The organism is Streptomyces sp. NPDC002845 (assembly GCF_053591955.1).
The window spans coordinates 115,785-141,453 of the sequence record NZ_JBSFUU010000010.1 but is presented as its reverse complement, the minus strand read 5'-3'; the positions used below and the strand labels follow the sequence as shown (position 1 = coordinate 141,453).

At 71.1% G+C, this 25,669-nt stretch carries 20 protein-coding genes and 2 pseudogenes; 10 read left to right on the top strand and 12 right to left on the bottom strand.

The window, feature by feature from the left end; genetic code table 11:
* Nucleotides 1-43 precede the first annotated feature (43 nt).
* The gene (locus ACWD3C_RS09820; protein WP_451141957.1) at nucleotides 44-682 is read left to right on the top strand and encodes a TetR/AcrR family transcriptional regulator; all 639 of its coding nucleotides are present in this window, start codon (nucleotides 44-46) and stop codon (nucleotides 680-682) included.
* 149 nt (nucleotides 683-831) lie between these two features.
* Nucleotides 832-1,053 (top strand): hypothetical protein, encoded by a 222-nt coding sequence (locus ACWD3C_RS09815; RefSeq protein ID WP_451141955.1) that lies wholly within the window; start codon nucleotides 832-834, stop codon nucleotides 1,051-1,053.
* Nucleotides 1,054-1,453: 400 nt separating this feature from the next.
* Here ACWD3C_RS09815 and ACWD3C_RS09810 read toward each other — a convergent pair whose 3' ends face one another.
* The 5 genes and pseudogenes from ACWD3C_RS09810 to ACWD3C_RS09790 form a co-directional block, all read right to left on the bottom strand.
* Nucleotides 1,454-1,696 carry a hypothetical protein gene (locus ACWD3C_RS09810; RefSeq protein WP_451141953.1) on the bottom strand — a complete coding sequence of 81 codons (243 nt, stop codon included), beginning with the start codon at nucleotides 1,694-1,696 and terminating at the stop codon, nucleotides 1,454-1,456.
* Nucleotides 1,697-2,946: 1,250 nt separating this feature from the next.
* Nucleotides 2,947-3,174 carry a lactococcin 972 family bacteriocin gene (locus ACWD3C_RS09805; RefSeq protein WP_451142005.1) on the bottom strand — a complete coding sequence of 76 codons (228 nt, stop codon included), beginning with the start codon at nucleotides 3,172-3,174 and terminating at the stop codon, nucleotides 2,947-2,949.
* Between the two features lie 675 nt (nucleotides 3,175-3,849).
* Nucleotides 3,850-3,987: pseudogene (locus ACWD3C_RS09800) on the bottom strand (ADP-ribosylglycohydrolase family protein); the annotation flags it as partial.
* Nucleotides 3,980-4,186, bottom strand: a complete 207-nt coding sequence (locus ACWD3C_RS09795; RefSeq protein WP_451141951.1) for a DUF397 domain-containing protein — start codon at nucleotides 4,184-4,186, stop codon at nucleotides 3,980-3,982. The gene ACWD3C_RS09795 and the pseudogene ACWD3C_RS09800, both read right to left, overlap by 8 nt.
* Nucleotides 4,187-4,197: 11 nt before the next feature.
* Nucleotides 4,198-5,049 (bottom strand): helix-turn-helix domain-containing protein, encoded by an 852-nt coding sequence (locus tag ACWD3C_RS09790; protein ID WP_451141949.1) that lies wholly within the window; start codon nucleotides 5,047-5,049, stop codon nucleotides 4,198-4,200.
* A 208-nt stretch (nucleotides 5,050-5,257) separates the two neighbouring features.
* Here ACWD3C_RS09790 and ACWD3C_RS09785 point away from each other — a divergent pair, with 208 nt between their 5' ends.
* The 3 genes from ACWD3C_RS09785 to ACWD3C_RS09775 all read left to right on the top strand — a co-directional run bounded on the left by ACWD3C_RS09785 (nucleotide 5,258) and on the right by ACWD3C_RS09775 (nucleotide 6,404).
* Nucleotides 5,258-5,680: an ATP-binding protein gene (locus ACWD3C_RS09785; RefSeq protein WP_451141947.1), complete on the top strand. Its 423-nt coding sequence runs from the start codon at nucleotides 5,258-5,260 to the stop codon at nucleotides 5,678-5,680.
* An 89-nt stretch (nucleotides 5,681-5,769) separates the two neighbouring features.
* Nucleotides 5,770-6,126, top strand: coding sequence for a hypothetical protein (locus ACWD3C_RS09780; protein ID WP_451141945.1), 357 nt, complete (start codon nucleotides 5,770-5,772; stop codon nucleotides 6,124-6,126).
* Nucleotides 6,123-6,404 (top strand): hypothetical protein, encoded by a 282-nt coding sequence (locus tag ACWD3C_RS09775; protein WP_451141943.1) that lies wholly within the window; start codon nucleotides 6,123-6,125, stop codon nucleotides 6,402-6,404. Before ACWD3C_RS09780 ends, ACWD3C_RS09775 begins: the two co-directional genes overlap by 4 nt.
* Before the next feature lie 109 nt (nucleotides 6,405-6,513).
* Here ACWD3C_RS09775 and galE read toward each other — a convergent pair whose 3' ends face one another.
* Nucleotides 6,514-7,500 (bottom strand): UDP-glucose 4-epimerase GalE, encoded by a 987-nt coding sequence (gene galE / locus ACWD3C_RS09770; RefSeq protein WP_451141941.1) that lies wholly within the window; start codon nucleotides 7,498-7,500, stop codon nucleotides 6,514-6,516.
* 55 nt (nucleotides 7,501-7,555) lie between these two features.
* Nucleotides 7,556-8,047 (bottom strand): MarR family winged helix-turn-helix transcriptional regulator, encoded by a 492-nt coding sequence (locus tag ACWD3C_RS09765; protein ID WP_451141939.1) that lies wholly within the window; start codon nucleotides 8,045-8,047, stop codon nucleotides 7,556-7,558.
* A 122-nt stretch (nucleotides 8,048-8,169) separates the two neighbouring features.
* Here ACWD3C_RS09765 and ACWD3C_RS09760 point away from each other — a divergent pair, with 122 nt between their 5' ends.
* Entirely contained in the window at nucleotides 8,170-8,583 is a 414-nt protein-coding gene (locus tag ACWD3C_RS09760; RefSeq protein ID WP_451141937.1) for an organic hydroperoxide resistance protein, read from the top strand.
* Between the two features lie 255 nt (nucleotides 8,584-8,838).
* Here the strand turns inward: ACWD3C_RS09760 and ACWD3C_RS09755 are convergent, their stop codons facing one another.
* From ACWD3C_RS09755 to ACWD3C_RS09735, 5 genes are all read right to left on the bottom strand, one after another.
* The gene (locus ACWD3C_RS09755) at nucleotides 8,839-11,094 is read right to left on the bottom strand and encodes a bifunctional glycosyltransferase/CDP-glycerol:glycerophosphate glycerophosphotransferase (RefSeq protein WP_451141935.1); all 2,256 of its coding nucleotides are present in this window, start codon (nucleotides 11,092-11,094) and stop codon (nucleotides 8,839-8,841) included.
* A gap of 160 nt (nucleotides 11,095-11,254) precedes the next feature.
* Nucleotides 11,255-12,238: a carbohydrate ABC transporter permease gene (locus tag ACWD3C_RS09750; RefSeq protein WP_451141933.1), complete on the bottom strand. Its 984-nt coding sequence runs from the start codon at nucleotides 12,236-12,238 to the stop codon at nucleotides 11,255-11,257.
* Complete coding sequence (locus ACWD3C_RS09745; RefSeq protein WP_451141931.1) at nucleotides 12,235-13,587, bottom strand: carbohydrate ABC transporter permease; 1,353 nt, start codon at nucleotides 13,585-13,587, stop codon at nucleotides 12,235-12,237. Before ACWD3C_RS09745 ends, ACWD3C_RS09750 begins: the two co-directional genes overlap by 4 nt.
* Before the next feature lie 5 nt (nucleotides 13,588-13,592).
* Nucleotides 13,593-15,008, bottom strand: a complete 1,416-nt coding sequence (locus tag ACWD3C_RS09740; RefSeq protein ID WP_451141929.1) for an ABC transporter substrate-binding protein — start codon at nucleotides 15,006-15,008, stop codon at nucleotides 13,593-13,595.
* Between the two features lie 457 nt (nucleotides 15,009-15,465).
* Nucleotides 15,466-20,028 carry an FHA domain-containing protein gene (locus ACWD3C_RS09735; protein ID WP_451141927.1) on the bottom strand — a complete coding sequence of 1,521 codons (4,563 nt, stop codon included), beginning with the start codon at nucleotides 20,026-20,028 and terminating at the stop codon, nucleotides 15,466-15,468.
* A gap of 591 nt (nucleotides 20,029-20,619) precedes the next feature.
* Here ACWD3C_RS09735 and ACWD3C_RS09730 point away from each other — a divergent pair.
* The 4 genes and pseudogenes from ACWD3C_RS09730 to ACWD3C_RS09715 form a co-directional block, all read left to right on the top strand.
* Entirely contained in the window at nucleotides 20,620-22,326 is a 1,707-nt protein-coding gene (locus ACWD3C_RS09730) for a serine/threonine-protein kinase (RefSeq protein ID WP_451141925.1), read from the top strand.
* Nucleotides 22,327-22,520: 194 nt separating this feature from the next.
* On the top strand, nucleotides 22,521-23,768 hold the full coding sequence (locus tag ACWD3C_RS09725; protein ID WP_451141923.1) for a serine/threonine-protein kinase: 1,248 nt from the start codon (nucleotides 22,521-22,523) through the stop codon (nucleotides 23,766-23,768).
* A gap of 164 nt (nucleotides 23,769-23,932) precedes the next feature.
* Complete coding sequence (prfB, locus tag ACWD3C_RS09720; RefSeq protein ID WP_451141921.1) at nucleotides 23,933-25,039, top strand: peptide chain release factor 2; 1,107 nt, start codon at nucleotides 23,933-23,935, stop codon at nucleotides 25,037-25,039.
* 341 nt (nucleotides 25,040-25,380) lie between these two features.
* Nucleotides 25,381-25,669, top strand: a pseudogene (locus ACWD3C_RS09715) (hypothetical protein); the annotation flags it as partial.

Sequence of the window (25,669 nt, the reverse complement as noted above, 5' to 3'; positions counted from 1 at the left end):
TCGGAACGCAACCGTTTCGTCGTAACGCCCTATGCTGGTCCGCATGACGACGAACGCCGACGCCGACGCCGACGCACCTCGGCCACGGCCCCGCCGCAGGGCCCCCGCCGGGGCGGCCGTGCTCCGCGAGGACGTGACCGAGGCCATCCGCGCCGCCGTCTTCGAGGAACTCGCGGCCGTCGGCTACGCCCGTATGTCCATCGAGGGCATCGCGCGCCGCGCGGGCGTCGGCAAGACCGCGGTGTACCGCCGCTGGCGCTCCAAGCTCCACCTGGTCCTCGACCTGGTCTCGGCGATCGCGGTCCAGGGCCTGCCAATGCCCGACACGGGCTCCCTCGAAGGAGACCTGAGGCTTCTGTACGAGGTCACCTCCCGCGCGCTGCGCCACCCGGTGGCCGGCCAGATCATCCCCGACCTCCAGGCCGAGGCCGCCCGCAACCCCGAGATCGCCGAAGCCATGCAGAAGGCCCTGCGCGAGGGCCAGCAGGGCGTGGCCACCGGCATCGTCGCGTCGGCGGTCGCCCGCGGCGAGGTACGGCAGGGGCTCGACGAGGACCTGGCCCTGGACCTGATCTCCGGGCCGCTGTACTGGCGGGCGGTGGTGGTACGGAGCCCGAAGCTGCCGAAGGGGTACCTGGCGAGTTTGTCGCGGGCGACGGCGGGGGCGCTCAGAGCGCTTTAGGGAGACCCTTCGGGCTTTTCGCGGCCTTCGGGACCCTCGCGGAGGCGGGCCGGATCGGTACCGCGGGGCCGGTCGGCACCCATAGGCGCCGGATCGTTGTCATCCACGGCTCCCTGTCGAGGCCTTACGGCGCGCATACTGGGTTCACGATGACGAAGCCATCCGCGCCCCGGCGCCATCTGTCCACCAGCCCCTTCAAAGCTCCGGTTGCCCCGGTCGCCAAGCACTTCGCCCTGGGCGACCGCGTTACGCACGACCAGTTCGGCCTGGGCAGGATCGTCGGCGTCGAGGAGGGCATCGCACTGCTCGTCGACTTCGGCTCCCGCCAAGCACGCATCGTCAGTCCCTACACGCGCATGGACAAGCTCTGACGGAGCCGGTCCGTCTCCACCACCCGTCACAACCGTTCGCCGCGAGCGGGACCGACCAGCGTCCCGCTCGCGGCGAATTTGTTACTCCGGTGGCCGTCGCCGTGTGGCCCGTCTCGTCCAACGGAACGAGCAGATGATCGGCGGGAGTTCCGGCAGGATGCGGGATCTCGCCGATGGGGCGGAGCCGGGGGCCATCAGCGCAGCGGAGCAGGGTCAGAACCCCGCGTTGGTGATGAGGGTGTTGCCGAACACGTCGTACACGCTGACGTAGCCCTGCTCGGAGTCGGCGTATGAGTCGAAGGCTTCAGCGATGGCCTCGGCCGTGGCCATGGGGTCCTTGACCGGGGTTGTGCCGCCGTTGATGTCGGTGGAGATGAAGGCCTGTTCCGGTCTTGCCGTCCTACTCGCCGATGATCCGCTGCACGCGTTCAGCGGCATCCTTCTGGCCTTCGCTGCCGTGCCTGTCCAGCCACGACTTGAACTTCCCGGCCTGTTTGACGGACTTGGCGTTGTCGGTGTCTTCAGGCAGTTTCGTAGCGATGCCGACGGAGTCGGGCTCGGCCACGGTCTTCTGGAAGCTGCAGCCTGTTATCAATCCGGCCGTGATCGCTGTGCCGAGGAGTGCGCTGGTCGTTTTGCGCATGGTTTCTCCAGCGAAGTGAGGGTAGGGGCAACATCCTCCGAGCTTGGGAGCCAAGACAGAGTTCCGTCGTTCTCGCGGTTGGCTCGACGTAGCCGGTATGGGCCTGATACCCAACGGAGTGTCGAGTCCGCTGATCACCACAACGGAAGACCGCGCCTGCTGCGACAACATCGCCCACCCCCGCCGGGCTGCGCCAACTCGCTGGTACCGGTCCGGCCCGCTCCAATGAACCGTCCGACTTGCTGGACCGGCTGCGCCGCCTGCCCGACCCGCGCTGGTTCCGGGGCGGCGCCACCGACTGTTGTATGTCCTGGCCTGCATGGTCTTGCCCGGAGCGAAGTCCCTCACCGCAATCGCCGATGAGCCGCCGACACCACTGACCGGCTCGTTCTCCACTGCGGGGCTATGCTGCGTGATCGGGACCGGGCGCCCGGCGAGGCGACCGTGCGCCGGGTACTGCGGTGCGTCGATGCCAACGGGTGATCATCACATGCCCCACTAGAGCGACAACGACAGCCACGGCTACAAGGCGGGTGACGCTCCATGTCGTACTAGCGAGTTCCCCTTGCAGCGAGGCTTCGGCGCGGAGCCGCATTGATGTCTCCACGATAGCTACCAGTGGAATCGAGGCTTGAAAGGGCAGGCCGCGAAATCCCCGATCTCGGGCCAGATTCCCGGCCAACCCCAAAATAAGCCCCAGAACGACTGCCGCTACGCACCAGAACACCGTTTTTGATATGAAGCCCGCCCAGTAAACCTGAACTCCTTGCGAAGGGTCATCCAGGTTCACCGCTTCCAAGAATTCCCCTCGCTCCAATTTGGTCACATAGTAAGTGATCACGCCTGCGGTGAGGGATGCAGGGGCCAAGACGGCGGACTTGATCCAGGATTTACATGCGAGGCCGACACAAAAAGCCAGGGCTGCCCAGGACCACCCTGCAGCCAAGACAAGATGTGCCACGTGGACTGCTGAAGCGTCGGCTGTCTCAAGGAGTGGGGCGAGGACTCCGAGTGCCGCGCCGGCTATCAGCGCGGCCACAGGCGCCAGGATGGAGGAGCGTGAAGGGGACACGGCGTTCGATGGAGTCCTTTTCAGTAGCGAGGCGCGAAGCGGCGAAGGCGCTCATCGCACCGTACGCTGGCGGGCATCGGAGTGAGTAGACCGGCGAGGTGCGACTTCGCGGCCCCTGAGCCACGCCGCATCCCGGGGTGGCGGGCCGGGGCCGCGATGGTCGGAGCCTGGAAGATTCTTAGAGCTTGCCCCAGTATGCGTAGCACGTGTACGCGGCGCCTGCCGTTCTGCTGGCCCTGGAGGTCACTCCGGCACGCGCGGTGTCCGTGTTGCTGGCGTTGGCTATCTTCGCGGTCGACTTGTGGGCCACGGATCCATGGAAGTAGTACGAGTAGCAGCGCTTTCCGTCGGCCGTCAATTCAGTGCCGTAAGTCCATGAGCCGCCACCAACATCCTTGGTGGCCATCGGAGTTACCATCGAGGATGCATCGACTGTGATTTCAACCACACCCCATTCCTTGACGTTTCCCAATTCCTTGGGGGGCTGGGGGGTTGCCGCACTGGCCGGTGAAGCGAGAATGCCAGCAGCCACGGCTGCACTCGCGGCGACGAGGGCGATGGATCTACCAAGGGGCTTCATGGAATTTACGCCATTCTTCGAATGTTCCCGATGAGGGCTCTCGGGAGAGATCTTCGGTGAACAAGCTTTCGAAGTGAAGGTGTCTCGGTAATAGTGTCTGAAATCGACTGCTGGCCTTATTATCGCGATCGGCAAGGTTGCTTCCGATTTATTCCCCCCTTTTTTTGTCTCATATCCGGATTGCGTCAAGACTCTGTCGTTCTCGCGATCGGCCGGGAACGATCACGTGAGTCCGAGGGTCGCTAAGCGCCCCGCTGGAAGTCCGGTGCTTCACCTGTGTGCCCGTCGTGGCTGGTCGCGCCCTGCACCGTGGCCGACCTGCGTAACCTCGCCCTCGGCGCCTTCCGTATCGCTAGGAGCCAGGAGGACGCAGAGGCGAGTGTGCCGGAACCGGGTGGTGTCAAGCCTCGTCGTTCAAACCGCCACCGGAGAGAGTGCCTGTCGCGGGATGATGTCGAGCAGGGCACCGAGTTCGTGCCGGGCGCGGCACTGTCATCTCGTCTCGCCGTGGTGACCGGTTCCCGGGGAGCGGGTCGAGAAGGCACCCTCGGGCTCGAACTCGAAGGGTGCGCCCAGGGCGTCGCCGACGGCCGGGCCGAGAGCAGCGCCGAGGGCGCGTTGGAGCCGTGGGTCAGGCAAGTTGACCGGTCTTGAGGGTGGTGAGGAGGGCGTGGAGGAGGGCGGGGGTGGTGGTGAGGATGGTGGTGGGGTGGTCGCTTTCGCGGAGGTGTATGGATGTGGGGATGGGAGTGGAGGCGGAGGGGGCGAGTTCGACGCAGCTGTCGCCTGTGCTGCCGCCCGAGAAGGACGACTTCTGCCAGGTGAGGGATGTGGGCATGCCGGTGCCTTTCAGAGTTCCCGAAGCGTTTGGGCGATGAAGTTCCGGGACTTGGCCGGGTCAAAGGCTGATCCTGCCACTCTGTCGTACCGCTTGCGGTAGCGCATGAGCAGTGGCTCGGCATCGTAGAAGACGCTGCCGTGACCGGTGTCGGTCTGCACGGTGTCCAGCTGGGGGGCGAGGCCGTGCAGGTAGTCCATCGAGTGCCCAGCGCCGGCGAAGTCCTCGGCTGCGAACGGCAGGACGCGCACGGTCACGTGGTCCAGCTCCGAGAGTTCTAGGATGCGCTGTAGCTGTGCGTGGGCTGCCTTGCGACCGCCGACGAGAATGCGCAGGGCTGCCTCGTGGATGATCGCTTCGTACGGAGTCTCAGGTGAGTCCGTGATGATGTGCTGGCGGCGCAGACGGAACGCCACATACGCCTCTAGGTCCTGGGGCATCAGCTCTGGCGATCCGTAGCGGAACACGGCTCGCACGTGATCCTCGGTCTGCAACAGGCCGGGAATGTGCGCCATTTGGAAGGTCTGGATGCGCATGGCGTGGTGCTCCAGCTCCGCCAGGTTGAGGCCGCTGGGGACCACGACGCCGCGGTACTCCTCCCACCAGCCTTTGCCCCGCTCCGCGGCCATGGCAACCAGCCCATCGATGTACGTGGAATCGTCACAGGCGCAGTGACTGGCCAGGCGCCGGATGCGGTCCTCGCTGATGCCGCTGCGGCCGTTCTCGACATGGCTTTGATACATGGGGCTTGAGCTGAGCAGCGCGGCTGCGGCTCGCCCGGTGATGCCCGCGCGCTCGCGCATCTTGCGCAGCTCGGCCCCCAATCGCTCCTGCCGATAGGTGGGATTGCTCCTGAGCGGCATCTCTGGCGTCCCCCTGGTCTTTCCAGCGTACGAGTGTGCCGGGCAAGCATGGCACGGGTCACTCGGCAGGTTGGCATTCTGAGCATATAGGTTGCGGCGCATATGGGTTGCGCCCTACCTTCGGTGATGCAGGCGACACCCTCGGTTGCTGGTACTCCCGCCTGCCGTCAACTCTCCTGTACTCACGGCAAGTTGGAGTCGATCCCCCATGCCCGAATACACCCTCCGCATCCCCTCCCTCGACACCTCCCCCGGCGTCGCCCGCGACTTCGTCGCCTCCGTGCTGCACGCACAGCGACTCGGCGCCCTCGTGGACGACGCGACCCTCTGCGTCTCGGAGCTGGTCACCAACTCGTGCCTCCACGCGGCGGCTGGAACGGCCGCCGGGCTCCGGCTCATCGCCAACCCGGCCGGCGTACGCGCAACGGTCTACGACGGGGACGTGACGCTGCCCGTCATGCGGGAGGGCTACGACCCCGAGTGCGGGCGCGGTCTGTGGATCGTCGACTCCGTGACCGAGGGGCGCTGGGGAGTCGAACGTGGTGGGTGGCGGACCGGAGGGAGGGGCGAGGGCGGGAAGGGGGTCTGGTTCGAGCTCGGGGCGTCGGGGCTGTCCGGGGGTGGGCGATGACCGCTCGGCTGTCCCCGTGCGCGGCTACCCTGGCAGGTGATGAGTCCGGGCAAGTCGAATCCGACTGGCGGGAGAGAGGGGAACGAGGGATGAGTGCACAGCCGGTGCATCACGACGGGCCGATTGTCCCGATGCCTCCTCTGACCAGGGACGCCTTGCGCGAGACTGTGAAGCGGCTGAGTCTTGTGGATCTGCCGCAGTTCGATCTGGAGGCCGGACGGGCATTCGACCAGGCCAGCCAGACCGGGAGTACGGCTCCGCTCCAGCTCTTTCTGAAACGCTGGGGGGTCTTCGTGGCGATCGAGCGAGATCCACAGCGGGCGGCCCGTCTGCATGAGGCCGAACGGATTTCGCAGGACGACTCCGTCGGCGAGATCGCGTTTCGTGCGGCCATGGCGGAGATCAACAGGATTCTGCGCGAGGCCGAGCAGGAGATCGAGGATTGAACGACCAGGAGCCGTCGGACCCGGAGTGGGCTTGGGAATACGGGGCGGAACCGGACTGGGTGGTCGGCGATCTTCCTGACGAGGGGCGAGCGGCGGCTGAAGAGGTCGCACGAGAGCTGGTCGTGCTTGCCTCGCTGGGACAGGACCCGGGTGACGGGGCCAGCGTGACGAATCCGCAGGGTCTGCGTGTGATCGCCATGGGCCCGCTCATGGTGTGGTATCAGGTCATCGATTATCGGAAGCGTGTTTACATCCAGAGGGTGACCTGGGTGGGTTGAGCGTCGGTGCAGACTCCAAGTGTCCGTACCGTCCCAGCGACATGGCGTCAATGCGGCGTGTCGCTGGGACTCTGCGCCCACCTGGCTCCCGCCCGGCAGGGCCCCCGGCTCAGGCCGACGCCCCCGCCCCTGGATGCGACCGCACCCACCCTGCCCACGCCGAGGAGATCATGTCGTCGACGCCGTACCGGGCCTTCCAGCACAGCTCGGTGGCGATGCGGTCCGCCGAGGCGACGACTCGGGCGGGGTCGCCGGGGCGGCGGTCCGTCACCACGGGCGGCAGGTCGTGGCCGGTGATCGTGTTGATGCGGTCGATCATCTCGCGGACCGAAACGCCTTCCCCGCGGCCGATGTTGAGGGTGAGGTCGAGGCCCGGGGAGGACCGTAGTCGGCGGGCCGCCGTGACATGGGCCTCCGCCAGGTCGACGACGTGGATGTAGTCGCGGACGCATGTGCCGTCCGGTGTCGGGTAGTCGGCGCCGAAGATACGGGGCGCCGCGCGCTCCGTCAGCTTCTCGAAGACCATGGGTACGAGGTTGAAGGTGCCCACGTCGGCCAACTCCGGTGCGGCCGCGCCCGCCACGTTGAAGTAGCGCAGGGAGGCCGTCGACAGGTCGGGGGTCGCCCGGCCCGTGGCGCGGACCAGCCACTCGCCCGCGAGCTTGGTCTCGCCGTACGGGCTCATGGGCACGCAAGGGGTTTCCTCCGTCACCAGGTCCACGTCCGGCATGCCGTACACGGCCGCGGAGGAGGAGAAGACGAAGGACGGGACGGAGGCGGAGGTCACCGCCTGGAGCAGCACCCGTAGGCCCTCGACGTTCTCGTGGTAGTAGTGCAGCGGCAGTTCGACCGATTCGCCCACCTGCTTCTTCGCCGCCAGGTGTACGACACCGGTGACGCCGTGCTCCTCGATCGTGCGTGCCAGCAGGTCGCCGTCCAGGGTGGAGCCGATCACCAGCGGCACCGCCTCGGGGACGCGTTCGGCGATGCCCGTGGACAAGTCGTCGTAGACCACGGCCCGTTCGCCCGCGTCGAGCATCGCGCGGACGACGTGTGCCCCGATGTAGCCGGCACCGCCGGTGATCAACCAGGCCATGTGCGGCCTCCCTCTCGTCCTCGTCCGTGAGTCTGTATCCGCCGGACAGACAAACCTAGACGCAGTCGGGCGTCTCCTCCAGCGACGCCGCGTCCAGCGTGGCCGTCAGCCGGTCGAGGCGGGAGCGGAGGTCGCGTACCTCGTCGATGTCGAAGCCGGTGGCGGCGACGATACGGCGGGGGACGGCCTGGGCGCGCTCGCGCAGGGCCGTGCCCTCGTCGGTCAGCCGTACCTCCACCGAGCGCTCGTCGCGGGCGCTGCGCTCACGGCGTACGAGACCGGCGGCCTCCAGGCGCTTGAGGAGGGGGGACAGCGTGCCGGAGTCGAGGCGCAGGTGTTCGCCGAGCTTCTTCACCGGGAGTTCGCCGTGCTCCCACAGCACCAGCATCACCAGGTACTGGGGGTAGGTGAGCCCCAGGTCCTTCAGTACGACCCGGTACACGCTGTTGAACGCGCGCGAGGCCGCGTGCAGGGAGAAGCAGATCTGCCGGTCCAGGCGGAGGAAGTCCTCCTCGTTCAGGGATGCGGGGCTCGTGGTCGTGGTCATGGTTCCAGGGTAGCGCGTGCCCGCCATTTAGTTGTGTGCAATTGAATTGTGTGCTCTACTTGGTCGTGCGAGGCGGTCGGACCGGACCGCCTGACATGAACTGTGAGAGGGATGGTCCATCCATGAGTGCGCTCTACACCGCCGTAGCCACCGCCACCCACGGCCGCGAGGGCCGCGCCGTCACCAACGACGGCAAGCTCGACCTCGAACTGGCGATCCCGGTGGAGATGGGCGGCACCGGTCAGGGCACCAACCCGGAGCAGCTGTTCGCCGCCGGTTACGCCGCTTGCTTCGCCAGCGCCCTCGGCCTCGTCGGCCGCCAGGCCAAGGTCGACGTCAGCGAGGCCGCCGTCACCGGTGAGGTCGGCATCGCCAAGCAGGGCGAGGGCTTCGGCCTCTCGGTCGTGCTCCGCGTCGAGCTGCCGGACTCCGTGGACGAGGCCACCGGCCGCAAGCTCGTCGAGGCCGCCCACCAGGTCTGCCCGTACTCCAACGCCACCCGCGGCAACATCCCGGTCGAGCTCGTCGTCGAGTAACCCCCCCGCGTTCACCCACCTCGTGGGGCCCCGCGTACATCGCGTACGCGGGGCTCCGTCGTGCGGGTGCTCAGCGTCCCGGCCGCCCGGACGGGCGCCACGTGGTCGGACGGGTGGGGGTCGGGCGCGACGAGGAGGGCGAACCGGGGCGGGTACGGGTACGGGTACGGCTACGGGCTCCGGTGCGGAGACTCACGAGGCTCACGAGATCCCAGGGTTCCACAGAACGTCGGCTTCGGGCGGCTTCGGGTGTATTCAGCGGCGGCTGTCGGGCACCAGCACCGGGCCGCCCGGCGACGGCACGCTCGTCAGAGACGCGGACACCGTGAACGCCGCCGCCGCCGACGGTACGGGCTTCCGCTCCGCCAGCGGTAGGGCTCGCGGCAGACCCGTCCGCTTCGTCTCGCCGAACACCACCCGCCGTACCACCCGCTCCGCGGCGCGCCCGTCGTCGTGCGCGCAGAAGCGCTCCCGGAACGCGGACCGCAGCTGCGTGGAGCGCGAACCGCGCCAGTGGCCCGTCGCGAAGATGTCGATCAGCTCGTCCTCACCGCGCGCGACCGCGCCCGGTGGGAAGGAGCGCAGGTCGAAGTAGGTGCCACGGGCGGCCTCGTACGCCTCCCAGTCGTCCGCGTGGATCACGATCGGGCGGTCGAGGCCGGCGTAGTCGAACATCAGGGACGAGTAGTCGGTGAGCAGCGCGTCCGAGGCCAGGCACAGGTGCTCGATGCTCGGGTGGCCGCTCACGTCGAGGAGGCGGCCGCCGGAGGCCTCGACGAGCGGGGCGCCGTACGACGGGTGGGCGCGGGCCAGCACCACGAAACGCGGACCGAGCCGGCGCAGGACGCGCTCCAGGTCCAGGGGGACGCGCTGGGTGCGCCGGTAGTCGCGGTGGGTCGGGGCGTACAGGATGGCGATGGCGCCCTCGGGGATGCCGAGCGAGGAGCGTGCCCGGTCCACGTCGACCGAAGTCGCCCGCTGGAAGGCGTCGTTACGCGGCTGGCCGTACTCCAGTGTCTCGAACCCGGACGGGAACACGCGCTCCCAGACCAGCGTGGAGTGACGGTTGCCGGACACGACGTAGTCCCACTGGTCCGCGTCGCGCAGCAGCTGCCCGAAGTCCGTGCCGCGGGCGGCGGCCGGGCGGTCCTGGAGGTCGAGGCCCACGCGCTTGAGCGGGGTGCCGGCTTGCGTCTGGACCAGGATCTGGCCGGGGCGCTTGACCAGGCGGGGGTCGAAGCCGGTGTTGTTCACCAGGTACTTGGCGCGGGCCAGCGCCGTCCAGTACGCCAGCGAACCGGGCGTCACGCGGCGGGTCGCCGTCGGGAGCGTGTGGTGGTGCTCGGGGTGCGCGATCCACGCCGTGCGGATGCGCGGGACGAGCGTACGGAACGCCGACTCCAGTGCGGCCGGGTTGCAGACGTAGCCCCGGCCGCCGTACGCGGAGAAGACGGCGCGGTCCTCGCGCAGGGGCAGGCAGCGCTGGACGCGGTAGTGGAGGCGCAGGGCCGTACGCCAACTGCCTTGCAGGGCTGTCGAGATGGCCTTGGTCGCGCTTCTGGCGGCGCGGGAGGCGAGCGACAGCAGGCGGTAGGTGCGGTGGGTGCCCAGGCGGACGAGGAGATGGCGCGGGCGGCGGACCGGGGCGCCGAGGACGCGGTGACGGGAGTAGTGCGCGCGGGCCTTGCGCAGGAACTCGGCGCGGGTGCCGGGCGGGAGCCGGTGGACGTACAGGGACGCCAGGTCCTCGACCATGCGGCGGAACAGCACCGGCCGCCAGCCGGCCAGCCGGGCGTGCTCGTCGACGTACGCGAAGAGGCGGTCGTACTGCTCGAAGACGTCGAGGTGCCGACGCCCGGGCGCACCGATCCGGCGGCGCCTGCGGTGGTGCACGCAGACCCGGTCGAGGGTGGCGAGGGACTCGGCGGCCATCAGGACCGGGTAGGTCCAGGGGATGTCCTCGTGGTCGCCGGACGGGAAGGTGAAGCCCTCCCGCTCGATGAACTCCCGCCGGTACGCCTTGTTCCAGGCCGCCGGGAGGAGGGTGAGCAGGCCCGGCCGGTCGGGCAGGCGGAAGGGCGCCGGGCCCCGCTCGGTGAGCTGGAGCGCGCGCCGGTTGCGGACCGTCTCGCCGGTCCAGTGGACGCGGGCGTAGTCGTGGACGAGGACGTCCGGGTCGCCGGTCTCCTTGACACGGTCGGTGATCGCCTGGAGGGCGCCCGGGGTGAGGGGGTCGTCGCCGTCGAGGAAGAGCAGATAGTCGCCGGTCGCCAGGCGCAGGCCGGCGTTGCGGGCGGGGCCGGGGCCGGCGTTCTCGGGCAGGTGGACCGGTTGTACGCGGGCGTCGCGGGCCGCGGCCTCGTCGGCGATGGCGCCGCAGGCGTCCGGCGAGCCGTCGTCGACGACGATCAGTTCGAGGTCGGTGAAGGACTGGGACAGCACGGAGTCCAGGCATTCGTGGAGGTACGCCTGAACCTTGTACGCGGGGACGATGACACTGAACCTGGTCAAGGAGGACATCCATGGGTCGGCGCGGGCATACTGCCCGCAAACGCCCTCCGTGGCGATCGGGTTACGTCGGCTGCTGCATACGGGGGAACCGGGATGAACTGGGGTGAACGAGGAGGGGCGGGCCACCCCGGCCCGCCCCTCGAACGCCGTACGACGACGGCTACTTGACCGCGCCCGCCATCACGCCGGACACGAACTGCCGCTGGAACGCGAAGAACACGGCCAGCGGGATGACCATCGAGATGAAGGCGCCGGGCGCCAGGATCTCGATGTTCGCGCCGAACTGCCGTACCTGCTGCTGCAGGGCGACGGTGAGCGGCTGCGAGCCCGAGTCCGAGAAGACCAGGGCCACCAGCATGTCGTTCCACACCCACAGGAACTGGAAGATCCCGAGGGACGCGATCGCGGGCGCGCCGAGCGGCAGGACGACGGTCGCGAAGAGCCGTGCCTCTCCGGCGCCGTCGAGCCGGGCCGCCTCCAGGAGTTCCCGGGGGATCTCCGCGAAGAAGTTGCGCAACAGGAAGATCGCGAACGGGAGTCCGAAACCGACGTGGAAGAGGACCACGCCGATGATGTCCCCGTAGATCCCGATGTCGCCGAACAGGGAGGACAGCGGGATCAGCGCCACCTGTACCGGCACCACCAGCAGCGCCACGACGGCCAGGAACCACCAGTCGCGGCCCTTGAAGTCCATCCACGCGAAGGCGTATCCGGCCATCGCGCCGATGAGGACGACGAGCAGCGTCGCCGGAACCGTGATCCAGACCGTGTTGAACAGGGCGCTGGTGACGTCGTCGTTCTTCAGGAGCGACTCGTAGCTCGCCGTCGTCAGCTGGGCGGGGGCCGTGAAGACCTTCCACCAGCCCTCGGCGGCGATGTCCGTCGGGTCGCGGAACGACGAGACGAACAGACCGAAGGTCGGCACCAGCCAGAACAGCGCGACCAGGAGGAGGAAGACCCGCAGGACGCCACCGGCCGCGCCGCTCGCCACGCGGGCGGCGATGGACCGCTTGGGGCGTAGGGAGGTGTCCTTGCCGGGAGTGCCGGGAGTGCCGGGAGTGCCGGGAGTGCCGGGAGTGCCGGGAGTGCCGGGAGCGGGCGTCGGCGTGTCGGGTGCGGGCGTCGGCGTGTCGGGTGCGGTCACCGCTGGCGCTCCTTCCTGAGTCGCCGGATGTTGACCCACATCACCGGCAGGACGAGCAGCAGCAGGAGAACACCGATCGCGCTGCCCACGCCGTAGTTGCCCCCGCCGCCGAAGGACGACAGGAACAGTTGCAGGGCGAGGACGTTGGCGTCGTCCTGGCTGGGCTGGGGCGCGATGATGTAGACCAGGTCGAAGATCTTCATCACGTTGATCATCAGCGTGACGAGGACGACCACCAGGACGGGCGCCAGCAGCGGGACCGTGACCTTTCTGAACACCTGCCACTCGTTGGCGCCGTCCACCCGCGCGGCCTCCAGGAGATTCCGGTCGACCCCGGCGAGCCCCGCCGCGATCAGCACCATCGCGAAGCCCGCCCACATCCAGACGTACGAGCCGATGATGGCCGGGGTCACGAGGGTCGGGCCGAGCCAGTCGATGCCGTTGTAGGGGGCCGCGAAGTTCGAGCCGGGGAGCCGGAGCTGGGCCCCGTCGGCGGACTCGGGGAGGCTGAAGGTGCCGTCGGCGCCGCTGGTCGTGGAGGCGACGACCGCACCGTCCCTGACGGCCTCCACCTTGACGCCCTCCAGGCCCTTCTCGCCGGCGTCGATCGCGCCCTTCTCCCCGCCGCCGCCGAGCTTGAAGTCCAGCCAGACGGTGCCGGTGATCCCGTCGCCCGTCGGCGTCCCGGCGTCCTGCGGGTCGCCGGGCAGCCGGTTCGGGGCGATGCCGACCAGGGGGAGCAGCGCCGGACTGCCCGCCTCGACGGTCCCCGTGGAGGTGAAGGAGCCGCCGCCGGACGCCTCCAGGTCGCTGACGTCGGCGTTGGGCCGGGCGTTCGGGTACACCGACTCGTCCACGAACACATCGTGCACGGAGGTGACCACCGCGTTCGCGACGCCCTGGTCCGGGTCCTGCTCGTACACCAGCCGGAAGATGATGCCCGCGGCGAGCATCGAGATCGCCATCGGCATGAAGACGATCAGCTTGAACGCCGTTCCCCAGCGCACCCGTTCGGTGAGGACGGCGAAGATCAGGCCGAGCGCGGTGACGACCGCGGGCGCGACCGCGACCCAGATCGCCGTGTTGCGTACGGCGGTGAGCGTGGAGTCGTTGGAGAAGATGTCGACGTAGTTGTCGAAGCCGACGAAGCCCGAACCGTCGGCGTTGTACAGGCTCCGCCACACCGAGTACCCGATCGGGTAGACCACGAGCGCGCCGAGCAGCACCAGCGCGGGCAGCAGGAACAGCACCGCCACCCACAGCCGGGTGCCCGTCACGCCCTTGCGCGACTTGACGGAGGGCGGGGGCAGTACGCCCGCGCCCTCCGTCGGCTTGGCGACCGATGACATGGCCGTCAGCTGCTCTGGTACGCCTTGGCCGCGTCCGCCTCCAGCTTGCGCTGGGCGCCCGCCACGTCGTCCGGGTTCGCCAGGAAGTCCTGCAAGTGCTTCCACTCGCCGACGCCCTGGGTGCCGCCGAAGGCCGCCGGGGCCTGGTCGGACATGTCGAAGCGGAAGTCGTCGCCCGCCGCGAGCAGCGCCTCGGCGATGTCCCGGGTGACGTCGTCCCGGTACGAACCTGTGTCCATCTCCTTGTTGGGGGAGACGAAGCCGCCCTGGGCGGCCCACACCTCGGCCGCTTCGGTCGAGGCGAGGAAGGCCAGCAGCGCCTGCGCGCCCTCACTCTCCTTCAGCGCCACGGCCACGTCACCGCCGCTGACCACCGGCGACTCGTCGCCGACCGCCGGGAACGGGAAGACCTTCGCGTCCGTGCCGACCTCCGCGTCGGTGTCGGCGTTGATGCTGGCGGACACGAAGTCGCCCTCGAAGACCATGCCCGCCGGGGTGTCACCGGAGAACGTCTGCGTGATCGACTTCGGGAACTCCGTCTGCAGTGCCCCGGACGCGCCGCCCGCGATCAGATCGTCGTTGCCCCACAGCTCCGCCAGTGTGGTCAGGGCCTCCTCGACCGAGGGGTCCGTCCACGGGATCTCGTGCGCGGCCAGCTGGTCGTACTTCTCCGGGCCGGCCTGCGAGAGGTAGACGTTCTCGAACCAGTCGGTGAGCGTCCAGCCGTCCGCGCCGCCGATGGACACGGCGGGGGTGCCCGCGTCGGAGAGAGTCTGGGCGGTGGTGAGGAACTCGTCCCAGGTCGTGGGCTCCTCTGCGATACCGGCGGCGTCGAAGGCATGCGTGTTGTACCAGACGAGGGACTTGTTCGCCGCCTTCATGTACACGCCGTACTGGGTGCCCTCGTACGCTCCCAGGTCCTTCCAGCCCTGGGAGAAGTTCTTGTCGAGCTGGGTCTGTGTCTCGGTGCCGATCGGCTTGAGCCAGCCCTGCTCGGCGAACTGGTGCAGCACGCCGACCTGAGGCAGGAACGCGACGTCCGGTGGCTGGCCGCCCTGGATCTTGGTACCGAGGAACGTGGAGGTGTTGTTGCCCGTCGGCACGAAGCTCACCTCCGCGCCGGTGCGCTTCTCGAACTCGTCCAGGACCTTGGTGAAGTTCTCCTGCTCGGGCCCGGTCCAGACGGCCGCGACCTCCAGCTTCTGGCCGTCGAGCTCGGGCAGTTGGACGGTGACCTCGGTGCCGCCGTTGTCGCCGGTACCGCCCTCGTCGCCGTCGTCGTCACCGCCGCATGCGGTGAGCGCGAGGGCGAGGGCACCGGCCGCGAGCGCGGCCACGGCCTTCGCGGCTCCGGGTGACCTGGGTGACCTGTGGGAGAAGGTGGTGTGGTTGGACTTGCGTGTACGAAGAGTGCTGCGCATGACTGCCCCGTTCTTCGTGCGTCGTTGCCTCGTCGAACGTTCGGCGCTGTCCCGTGCGCTCTGGTCTACGCCGGGTCTCGGGGGGCGGCAAGAGCGCCTGCGGTGTCAACTCGGTGATCGTAACCGCGTCGTGACGTGTGCCTCCGGCGGTGGGGCGGGCCGACGAGGCCGAATCCGGTCGGCTGCTCATCCGCGGCAAGCTGCGGCAAGGTACGGCGAGGCGGTTCCTGCCGCGGCGGTCACTGGGCTGTGCCGGTCAGTCGCCAACGACGTACACGCACTTCCAGCAGTATGCCGCCAACTCCCGGGCGTGTGGGGGCGGTTACGTCCCACCCGTACTTCTCCTCGAACGCGGTCACGATCCGAGGGGGGAGCCGGAGGTCCTAGGTCTGGGCAGCGCTGGGGGGTGCGGTGTTGCCGGGGGTCGTGCGGTGCTGAGGGTCGTGTGGTGCCGGGGTCACAGCAGCGACGGCACCTCCGCCGCCGAGACCTCCCGCGCCGCACGGTCGAGCGCGCTGGCGAGGAGGGCCAGGTCCGTGGGTCCGTTGCCCAGTTCGCGGACCGGCCGCCGGGTGGGCGGGTCGCCCATGCGGACCCAGTCCACCGGAACGACCGTGGGCCGCAGCGTGGCCGTACGGGGGATACGCCCCGTCACCCGCCCCGCCTGGAACGGCGTGGTCCGACCGCCGACCGTCAACTGCCCCCGCCCCGGCGCCGGTTCGTCCGGCCCGGGCGACGGGGCCTCCAGTGTGACCCGGAGGGCGGCCGCGCGCGCGAGCCCGCTCTCGGCCGTACGGGGCCCACCGGCGGTGGCGGCGACCAGGTGCACCCCGAGCCGGGCGCCCTCCCGGGCCACCGCCTCCAGCGCCCGTACGACTGAACCGGCCGAGGGACGGCCGGGCGAACCCAACGGTGGCGAGAGCAGCATGTCGAGGTCGTCGACGATCACCACCAGCCGGGCGAGGGCCGGCGGCGGACCGGCCTGGCCGCGCGTGCGGGTCGCGGCCGGGCGGAGGCGGAGGGTGGAGCTGGGGGGTGTGTCGAGGTCGGCGGCACCGGGGGAGGCGTTCGGGGTGCCGGGGGTGCCGGGGGTGCCGGGTGCGCCTGCGGTCGGCGGGCGCTGGGCGACGATACGGCCGGACGACCTGCCCCGGGCGTGCCAGGCGGCGAAGTCGAGGTGGCCGACCAACTCGGCCCGGCGTTTGAGCTCGGCGCTGAGGGACTGGGCGAACTCCCGCATACGGACGGGGTCGTTGGCGGTCAGGTGGGTACCGACGTGGGGCAGGTCGGTGCAGACACGCAGCCCTTCACCGGTCCGGCCGACGGTCCCGGTCCCGGCCCCGCTGCTGTCCCGGCCGTCCACGAGAGCGATGGCCAGCCGGTCGGGCCGCTCGGCGGCGGCAAGCGACGCGGCGATGGAGCGCAGCAGCTCCGTACGGCCACTGCCGGGCGGGCCCTCGATCAGCAGATGCGGGCCCTGGGCGGCGAGGTCCACGGTGACGGGGCCGCGCGGGCCGGCGCCGAGCACGGCCCAGGCCCGTCCGCCGAGCGCCTCCCTGTCGTCGGCCGCGTCCGCCCAACGCGTCATCAGCGACGCCGGGGTGGCCCGCGCCAGCCCCAACTCGTCCAGCAGCCGCGCCGCTTGGGGCAACGGCGCGGACAATCGCTGCTGCCGGTCGCCGCCTGCCCCGTCCGTCCGCAACGGTGCCAACGCCCGTGCGAACCGCTCGGCCCACGCCGCCGACACCGCGTCCACGGAGGCGACGGTGCCGTGCCCCATGGGCCCGCCGGAGACGGCGACCTGACCGGGGCCGGGGGGCTCGGGTGTGAGGTGGCCCGTGAGGCTGGTGTGCGTACGGCCCGCGTGGTTGGGGGGCGGGTGGCTTGCGGGGGTGTCATGGGCGGCAGGGGTGCTGGGGGAGGGCGCGCCCAAGGTGCCCGGCGTGTCGTGGGCGGCCGGGGTGCCCGGTGTGGTGTGGCGCGCCGGCTGGTGGGTGGCCGGGTCGGCCGGTGCGACCCGCATCAGCCGCAGGGCGGTGGCCACGTCCCCGCTGAGCAGGGCCACGGCCCCGCACACGAGGAACGCCGGCGAGACCGCGCAGGCCGCCTCGTACGTCTCCGTCACCGGCGACGCGGGCGACGCGGCCGCGGTCTCGGCGAGGCACACGACGTGGATCCCCGCCACGGCCCCCTCCTGAGCCAGCCGCACGACCGCCTCCCGCACATCCGCCCCACCCGGGTCCCCGTCCACGAGCACCACGGTGTACGGCCCGGCGAAGCCGACGTCCACCGCCTCGTCGTCACGGGCCCAGGAGGGCCGACGCACGGGGTGTTCGGTGGGGGCGGTGCCGTCCGGGGCGCCGTATACGGCCGGGCGGGCGCCCACGGGGGCGGGAGCGGGGGCCGAAGGGCTGCTTCGCGGGGTGTCGTACGCCCCCGTGTGCGTGTCCGCTGGGCCGGAGGCGCGGGTGGGAGCGCTGCCGTCGGCCGGTGTCCGGCTGGAGGTGTTGTATGCGCCGGGGTGGGCGCCTGCCGGGCCGGAGTTGGGGGTGGGGTCACTGCCGTCGGCGGGTGTTTGGCCGGGGTGCTTGCCGGGGGTGGCGTGTTGCGGGGTGCCGTACGTGCCGGGGTGTGCGCCGGTCGGGCCGGAGGCGCGGGTCGGGACGCCGCCGTCGGTCTGTGCTTGGCCGGGGTGCTTGCCGGGGGTGGCGTCTTGCCGGGTGCCGTACGTGCCGGGGTGTGTGCCCGTTGGGCCGGAGGCGCGGGTGGGGCCGCTGCCGTCGGCCGGTGTCCGGCTGGAGGTGTTGTATGCGCCGGGGTGGGCGCCCGCTGGGCCGGAGGTGTGGGGCGGGGCATTGCCGTCGGCGGGTGTTTGGCCGGAGTGCCCGCCGGGCGTGGCGTCTTGCCGGGTGCCGTATGTGCCGGGGTGTGCGCCGGTCGGGCCGGAGGCACGGGGCGGGACGCCGCCGTCGGCCGGGCCCCGGCCGACGTTGCCCGCAGTTCCGGGGAGGCCGCCGCTGCCCCGGCTGCCTACGGCACCGGTGCCGTAGGCGCCCGAGTGACGGGCTTCGCCCGCCGCACAGGGAGCGGAGACCGGTCCGCTGTCGTCGCCCGGCGGTCGGCCGGAGCCGGTGGTGGCACCGTGAGGGCCGCCGCCCTTGCTGTCGGCACCCCCGGCGCCGTAGGCGTCCGTGCGAGCGGCTCCGCCGAGGGGCTGTCCGCCCGCGCGTGCCGTGCCCGGGGCGGAGCGTCCCGCGTCGGTGAGGTGGTCCTCCAGGCGGCGCAGGAGCTCCTCCGTGCGGGCCGTGGCCTGTTCGCGGTCGTAGGCGAGGAGGAGGCGGCAGTCCTGGCCGTGGGTGGGGCGCACGTGGGGGAGCCAGCCGAGCCAGGACCAGTCGGCGGTGCGCTCCTCCGGCGAGCGGGAGCGGTCCGCGCTGATCAGCACGAGCTCCAGCGCGTCGGGGGAGTGCAGCCCGGCGAGCTGGGCCACGACCGCGCGGGCCAGCCCCATGAGCCGGGGGCGCGGCCCGGCCAGTCCGAGTGCGCCGACCTCCCGCAGCCCGGCGGTCACCGGCACCGCGGGGACCAGTCCGGAGCCGTCGGGCGCCATCCGGTCGGCCGTGCCCAGCCGTACCGCCAGCGCCTCGGGGTTTCCCGGCCCGCGCTCCCACAGCCGCGGTCCCGGTCCCAGCGCCGTGAGCAGCAGCTCCGCCGGGTTCGGCCACACCTCGGGCGCCTGCGGCAGCGTGACGAAGGGCTCCGGGGCCGAGCCTTCCTCGTCGTACGCCTGCGTCTCGCTCCCCGGCTGCTCGCCCCGCCCACCGGCCAGCCGACGCGCCCACGCGCCGAGCCCGCCACGCCTCCGCAGCCCCTGGGGTACGTCCGTGCCCCGCAGGGGTGTGCCCTTGCGCGAGCTGGAGGGGCGGTCCTCGACCGCGTCACCCGGGTGAGCCATGTCTCGGGGAGCCGCGGCCGGAGTCGTACCACGCGCCCCCGCGGCCCCGCCCCCGTCCACGCCCCTGCTCTCGATCCGCGGCGCCCGCCCCTGCCCCGGCACGATCGGCGGCTCCACGGGCCCGTGCTCCTGCGCACCGGGGGCCTCCCCGGCCGCGCCCCAGCCCGCCGATCCCTGTCCGCCGGGACTCCCCACGCGCGCGTGCGGCACATGCGGCACAACGGCACCCGCGACAGATCCCGATGCTCCTGGAACCGATCCCGGACCCGATCCAGAAGCCGGTCCCGAAATCGGTCCAGCCCCCCCGGCCGTACCCCCAGCCCCACCCCTAACCGTCCCTGCCGTCCCCGCCGTCCCCGCCGCTCCAACCGTCCCCACACCCTCGGCCCCCACCCGCACATGCCCCTCCCCGTCCGGCACGGTCCCCACCGCCCCCGCACCCCCGGGCGAAGCCAGCCGCAACGTCGACTCGCCGACCCGCAGCAGCGCCCCCGGCGCGAACCGCACCGCACGGTCGCCCACGCGCGTGCCGTCGAGCGTGGTGCCGTTGGTGGAGCCGAGGTCGGCGACCGAGACGCGGCCGTCGGGGGAGACGGTGACCGCGCAGTGGAGGCGGGAGACGTCCGGGTCGTCGAGGGGGACGTCGGCGTCGGCGGAGCGGCCGATGCGGATCTTGCCTCCGTGCAGGAGGTGGACGCCGCCCGCGTCGGGGCCCGCGACCACGTGCAGCTGGGCCGCGGCCTCGTCGACCTCGGGGCCCGGCTCGGCGGGGGCGCCCAGGGTGAGCACGGCGCCGTCGATCAGAGGGGGCTCGCCCAGGGTGCGGCGCTGTGCGTCGAGCCGCTCCGCGCCCGCGTACAGCACGACCGTCCCGCCGCCGGGCTCCCGGCTCCGCTCGGCCGGCGAGGCGCCCCCGTCCCCGCCGAGCGCCGAGGCGAGGCCCGAGGCCACCGCGGCCAGCGCCGTCCCGGCCGGTGCCGTGACCAGCACATCGCAGGCCGTGGCACGTCCTCGCGGCTCCGAGGACGGCCCCAGCGGGTCTACGACGGTCAGCCGGATCTGCATCGCCGTCAGCGGTCCCTTCCGCGCGGGCACCCGCGACGGCGAGAACGAGGCTGCGCGGTCCCCACCGCAGACTTCCCCCACCACACGGGCACGTCGGCCAGTACGGGAGCATCCTCGCACCTGCCACTGACAACGCGCCCGTCCCCCACCCGCAAGTGATCTTGATTGGTCGGCTCTGCCCGCAAAAGTGCCTGACCAGTGACCGACCGAGTCCGCTTGAGATCGGTCACGTCCACGCCAGGCAACCAACTTCCCCAAAACGAGCGTCTTCCCGTCGAACAAGTACGGGAACACGACGGGAACGTGTGCGAGAGGACGTACGGGTACGCGAACGGCCATCCGGCCGAACGCGCACCGGACCCCGTACGTACTCGCGTGTGCGGGACCAGCGGGACTACGGGACTACTCGCGTGTGCGGGACGAACGGGCGTTCACGGCGAGCGCGCGGCCGCCCCTGAGGCGTGCGGGACGGCCACAGGGCAATCACAGGACAGACGACAACCCGGTCCCAAGGACAGCGGCATTACAGTGGGTCGGAACACCCATAGCACGGTGTACGGACAAGACGGGCAAGCAGCAGGGAGCCATGACGTGCGGCCGGTAGGGAGCAAATACCTCCTTGAGGAGCCGCTGGGGCGCGGCGCCACAGGCACTGTCTGGCGCGCCCGCCAGCGGGAGACGGCGGGGGCCGAGGCCGCCGTGCCCGGCCAGCCCGGCGAGACCGTGGCGATCAAGGTCCTGAAAGAGGAGCTCGCCAGCGACGCGGACATCGTGATGCGCTTCCTGCGGGAGCGCTCCGTCCTGCTCCGCCTCACCCACCCGAACATCGTCCGGGTACGGGACCTGGTGGTCGAGGGCGATCTGCTGGCGCTGGTCATGGACCTGATCGAGGGCCCCGACCTGCACCGCTACCTGCGCGAGAACGGGCCCTTCACGCCCGTCGCCGCCGCCCTCCTGACCGCCCAGATCGCCGACGCGCTCGCCGCCAGCCACGCCGACGGCGTAGTCCACCGCGACCTGAAGCCCGCGAACGTCCTGCTCCAGCAGTACGGCGGCGAGATGCACCCGATGCTGACCGACTTCGGTATCGCCCGCCTCGCCGACTCCCCGGGGCTGACCAGGACCAGCGAGTTCGTCGGCACGCCCGCGTACGTGGCGCCCGAGGGTGCCGAGGGCCGCCCGCAGACCTCCGCCGTCGACATCTACGGCGCCGGAATCCTGCTGTACGAGCTGGTCACCGGGCGGCCGCCGTTCAGCGGCCAGTCCGCCCTCGAAGTACTGCACCAGCACCTCAGCGCCGAGCCGCGCCGCCCCTCCACCGTCCCGGAACCGCTGTGGACGGTCATCGAGCGCTGTCTGCGCAAGAACCCGGACGACCGGCCCAGCGCCGAAAGCCTCGCGCACGGGCTGCGCGTCGTCGCCCAGGGCATCGGCGTCCACGCGAACTCCGCGCAGATCGCCGCCGCCGAGGGCGTGGGCGCCCTCCTCGCCCCCGACCCGGCACCCGCGCCGGTGCCGGGCGCGGCGGGCGCGGCCGACCCCACCCAGGTGCTCCCGCACGCCTCGCCCGCCGGCGCGTACGACCCGCAAGCGGCGACCAGCGTGCTTCCGCACACCTCGGGCCCCGCGGGCGCCGGGGACCCCACCTCCGTACTCCCGAACCACGGTGCCGCCGACCCGACCGCCGTCATGCCACCGGTGCCGCCGAACCAGCCCCCCGGGCAGGGCGAGGACCCACACCCCTGGCAGAACCAGCTGCGCGCGGCCCGGGACCGCAACGACCAGACGCAGGTCCAGTACCTCGACCCCAGCCAGGATCCCCTGCGCCGCCGCCCCCAGCGGCAGGTCGCGCGGCCCCAGCAGCCGCCGCAGCGCCCACGTCCGCAGCAGCACCCCGGGCAGCCCGGCCAGGGCTACGGCTACCCGCCCCAGCAGCCCCAGCAGTACGCCCCCCAGCAGCAGCCGCAGCGCCAAGCGCCGCCGCAGGCCCAGCCGCAGCGGTACGCGCCCGCCCCGCAGCAGCCCCAGCAGCCCGCCCCGCGCCCACCGCGCGAGCCCCGTGAACCGCGTGAGCCGCGCCGGCGCAGCGCCAACCCCATGAAGATCCCGGGGCTCGGCTGCCTGAAGGGGTGCCTCTTCACGATCGTCATCCTGTTCGTCGCCGGATGGCTGATCTGGGAACTGAGCCCGCTGCAGGGATGGATCGGTACGTCGAAGGGGTACTGGGAGCAGCTGACGGACGTGGTGACCGAGGTCAGCGGGTGGATAGGGCAGCTGAACGGGAGCTCGGACCAGTAGCTCGTGGCCCACAGCCGCGCGTACCCGTACTGACGCTTCCGCCTGACGGTTCCGCTCCGACGACTCCGCCCTGACGGTTTCGCCGCCGAGGTTGGGGATTTGTCGACATCTGACGGGTGATTTCTGTCTCCGCGGTGAAGGTTGGCTCCGCGGCCGCGTAGTTTTATCGGCAACACGCGTCCGTAGGAGCAGTTTTGGCACGGAAGATCGGGAGCCGGTACACCGCGCACCAGATTCTGGGGCGGGGCAGCGCCGGCGCGGTGTGGCTGGGTGAGGGGCCGGAGGGGCCCGTCGCCATCAAGCTGCTGCGCGAGGACCTCGCGGCCGACCAGGAACTCGTGGGGCGCTTCGTCCAGGAGCGGACGGCGCTGCTGGGCCTCGACCATCCGAACGTGGTCTCCGTACGGGACCTCGTGGTCGACGGCAACGACCTCGCCCTCGTCATGGACCTTGTCCGGGGCACCGACCTGCGCACCCGGCTCGACCGGGAGCGGCGGCTGGCGCCCGAGGCGGCGGTCGCGATCGTCGCGGACATCGCGGACGGGCTGGCGGCGGCGCACGCGGCCGGGGTCGTGCACCGGGACGTCAAGCCGGAGAACGTGCTGCTGGACATGCAGGGCCCGCTGGGCCCCGGCGGTTCCCACCCCGCGCTGCTGACGGACTTCGGCGTGGCGAAGCTGATCGACTCGCCGCGCCGCACCCGGGCCACGAAGATAATCGGCACGCCGGACTATCTCGCACCGGAGATCGTGGAGGGACTGCCGCCGCGCGCCTCGGTGGACATCTACGCCCTGGCGACCGTCCTGTACGAGCTGCTCGCCGGCTTCACGCCGTTCGGCGGAGGGCACCCGGGAGCGGTGTTGCGCCGCCACGTCACGGAGACGGTCGTCCCCCTGCCCGGCATCCCGGAGGAGCTGTGGGCGCTGCTCGTCCAGTGCCTCGCCAAGGCACCGGCCTCGCGGCTGCGGGCGTCCGAGCTCGCGGCCCGGCTGCGGGAACAGCTGCCCTCGCTGGCCGGAATGCCGCCCCTGGACGTGGACGAGCCGGACGGCGAGTCGGGGGACGAGCCCGAGGAGGAGTCGGCGTCGGCCTCGGCGACGGCCGCGGCATCGCGGGAGCGGGTGCGGCGGGGCGCCGTGCCGCTGGTACCGGGTGCGAAACCCGACTCCAACCGGGACACCCACACCTCCATGCGGGTGCCCGGCCCGGACGAGCTGGCCGGCGGCGCCCGCGGCACCGCCCGGGCCCCCCGGACCCCCGGCGCCCCCCGCCCCGGCTCGGCCCGCCACCGCGCCACCGCCCGACGCCGCCGGATCACCCTGGGGACGGCGGCTGTGGCGCTGGTCGCGGCGGTGGGGGTGGGGACGTGGGCGGCCACATCGGGCGACGACGCGGGTGGGACGCCGACGGACACGAAGAATTCGGTGCCGTCTTCGCCGTGACGGGGGTGAGGGCCGGCCTCCGGGGATGCGACGGGCAGGGGACGGCGCAGGGGCAGGCCCAGGGACGGCGGGGGCGGACACACCTCACAGGGCCCCGGCGGCTGCCGGCCCTCCCCCGGTACCGAGCGGCGAGCCACGGTTGCCGTAACCGTTACGCTGGAGGCGTGGCAGTCGTCGATGTATCCGAAGAGCTCAAGTCCCTCTCCTCGACCATGGAGTCGATCGAGGCCGTTCTGGACCTCGGCAAGCTGAGGGCAGACATCGCCGTGCTCGAGGAGCAGGCGGCCGCGCCGTCCCTGTGGGACAACCCGGACGAGGCGCAGAAGATCACCAGCAAGCTGAGCCACCTGCAGGCCGAGGTCAGGAAGGCCGAGGCCCTGCGCGGGCGGATCGACGATCTCGCCGTGCTCTTCGAGATGGCCGAGGAGGAGGACGACCCGGACACCCGCGCCGAGGCCGAGTCCGAGCTCGCCGCCGTCAAGAAGGCGCTGGACGAGATGGAGGTCCGGACGCTGCTCAGCGGTGAGTACGACGCCCGCGAGGCGCTCGTCAACATCCGCGCCGAGGCCGGCGGCGTCGACGCCGCGGACTTCGCCGAGAGGCTCCAGCGCATGTACCTGCGGTGGGCCGAGCAGCACGGGTACAAGACCGAGGTGTACGAGACGTCGTACGCGGAGGAGGCGGGCATCAAGTCCACCACCTTCGCCGTGCAGTCCCCGTACGCCTACGGGACTCTCTCCGTCGAGCAGGGCACGCATCGGCTGGTGCGCATCTCGCCGTTCGACAACCAGGGCCGCCGCCAGACCTCCTTCGCCGGTGTCGAGGTGCTGCCCGTCGTCGAGCAGTCCGACCACGTCGAGATCGACGAGTCCGAGCTTCGGATCGACGTCTACCGGTCGTCCGGGCCCGGCGGCCAGGGCGTCAACACGACCGACTCCGCGGTGCGCATCACGCACATCCCGACCGGCATCGTCGTCTCCTGCCAGAACGAGCGCTCGCAGATCCAGAACAAGGCGACCGCGATGAACGTGCTCCAGGCCAAGCTGCTTGAGCGGCGCCGCCAGGAGGAGCAGGCCAAGATGGACGCCCTCAAGGGCGACGGCGGCAACTCCTGGGGCAACCAGATGCGTTCGTACGTCCTGCACCCGTACCAGATGGTCAAGGACCTGCGCACCGATCACGAAGTCGGTAACCCGGAAGCCGTGTTCAACGGTGAGATCGAAGGGTTCCTGGAGGCCGGGATTCGCTGGCGCAAGCAGCAGGAGAAGTAAGCGCGTACGGCGAGACGCATCGCGAGCACTTTGTCGACATGACAACGGCCGTCCATCGGGCGGCCGTTGTCGTTTCCGGGGTTTACATGGCTGCCGGTTCTGCGCGGCATGTCTGGGTTTTACGTCACACTCACACACCCTCACCGTCCCCAAATGACGTGAACTGGACATTGCGCACGCAACGACCTTGACGTTGCTTTGAAAACTGGGAAGGGTGAAGCGTGGCATGCGTATCTCTGGGGCGCATGTGACGCGGGGGGCTTGAGTGAACGAGCTATCTCCTGACGCCGTGGCCCCGGGCGCTGCTCCACTGACGATGAGCTACTGGGGGTAGCAAACCTATGACCAAGAAGACGCGGATCCGGGTGGCGCGCGTCGCCGCCGGTGCCGTGATCGCCGCCGGCGCGTCGCTCACCGCGATCGGTGCGGGCACGGCTTTCGCTGACGAGGGCGACGAGGACTGCCCGATCGGCATCTGCCTCCCGGAGGATCCCCCTGGTGGGGAGGAGCCGCCCGGTGGGGAGGAGCCGCCTGGTGGGGAGGAGCCGCCTGGTGGGGAGGAGCCGCCTGGTGGGGAGGAGCCGCCTGGTGGGGAGGAGCCGCCTGGTGGGGAGGAGCCGCCTGGTGGGG

Excerpts from the sequence above, each read along its gene's own strand:
- ACWD3C_RS09820 (WP_451141957.1), top strand. The coding sequence starts at position 44 with ATGACGACGAACGCCGACGCCGACGCCGACGCACCTCGGCCACGGCCC.
- ACWD3C_RS09815 (WP_451141955.1), top strand. The coding sequence starts at position 832 with ATGACGAAGCCATCCGCGCCCCGGCGCCATCTGTCCACCAGCCCCTTC.
- ACWD3C_RS09810 (WP_451141953.1), bottom strand. The coding sequence starts at position 1,696 with ATGCGCAAAACGACCAGCGCACTCCTCGGCACAGCGATCACGGCCGGA.
- ACWD3C_RS09805 (WP_451142005.1), bottom strand. The coding sequence starts at position 3,174 with ATGGCCACCAAGGATGTTGGTGGCGGCTCATGGACTTACGGCACTGAA.
- ACWD3C_RS09795 (WP_451141951.1), bottom strand. The coding sequence starts at position 4,186 with ATGCCCACATCCCTCACCTGGCAGAAGTCGTCCTTCTCGGGCGGCAGC.
- ACWD3C_RS09790 (WP_451141949.1), bottom strand. The coding sequence starts at position 5,049 with ATGCCGCTCAGGAGCAATCCCACCTATCGGCAGGAGCGATTGGGGGCC.
- ACWD3C_RS09785 (WP_451141947.1), top strand. The coding sequence starts at position 5,258 with ATGCCCGAATACACCCTCCGCATCCCCTCCCTCGACACCTCCCCCGGC.
- ACWD3C_RS09780 (WP_451141945.1), top strand. The coding sequence starts at position 5,770 with ATGAGTGCACAGCCGGTGCATCACGACGGGCCGATTGTCCCGATGCCT.
- galE (WP_451141941.1), bottom strand. The coding sequence starts at position 7,500 with ATGGCCTGGTTGATCACCGGCGGTGCCGGCTACATCGGGGCACACGTC.
- ACWD3C_RS09765 (WP_451141939.1), bottom strand. The coding sequence starts at position 8,047 with ATGACCACGACCACGAGCCCCGCATCCCTGAACGAGGAGGACTTCCTC.
- ACWD3C_RS09760 (WP_451141937.1), top strand. The coding sequence starts at position 8,170 with ATGAGTGCGCTCTACACCGCCGTAGCCACCGCCACCCACGGCCGCGAG.
- ACWD3C_RS09745 (WP_451141931.1), bottom strand. The coding sequence starts at position 13,587 with ATGTCATCGGTCGCCAAGCCGACGGAGGGCGCGGGCGTACTGCCCCCG.
- ACWD3C_RS09740 (WP_451141929.1), bottom strand. The coding sequence starts at position 15,008 with ATGCGCAGCACTCTTCGTACACGCAAGTCCAACCACACCACCTTCTCC.
- ACWD3C_RS09735 (WP_451141927.1), bottom strand. The coding sequence starts at position 20,028 with ATGCAGATCCGGCTGACCGTCGTAGACCCGCTGGGGCCGTCCTCGGAG.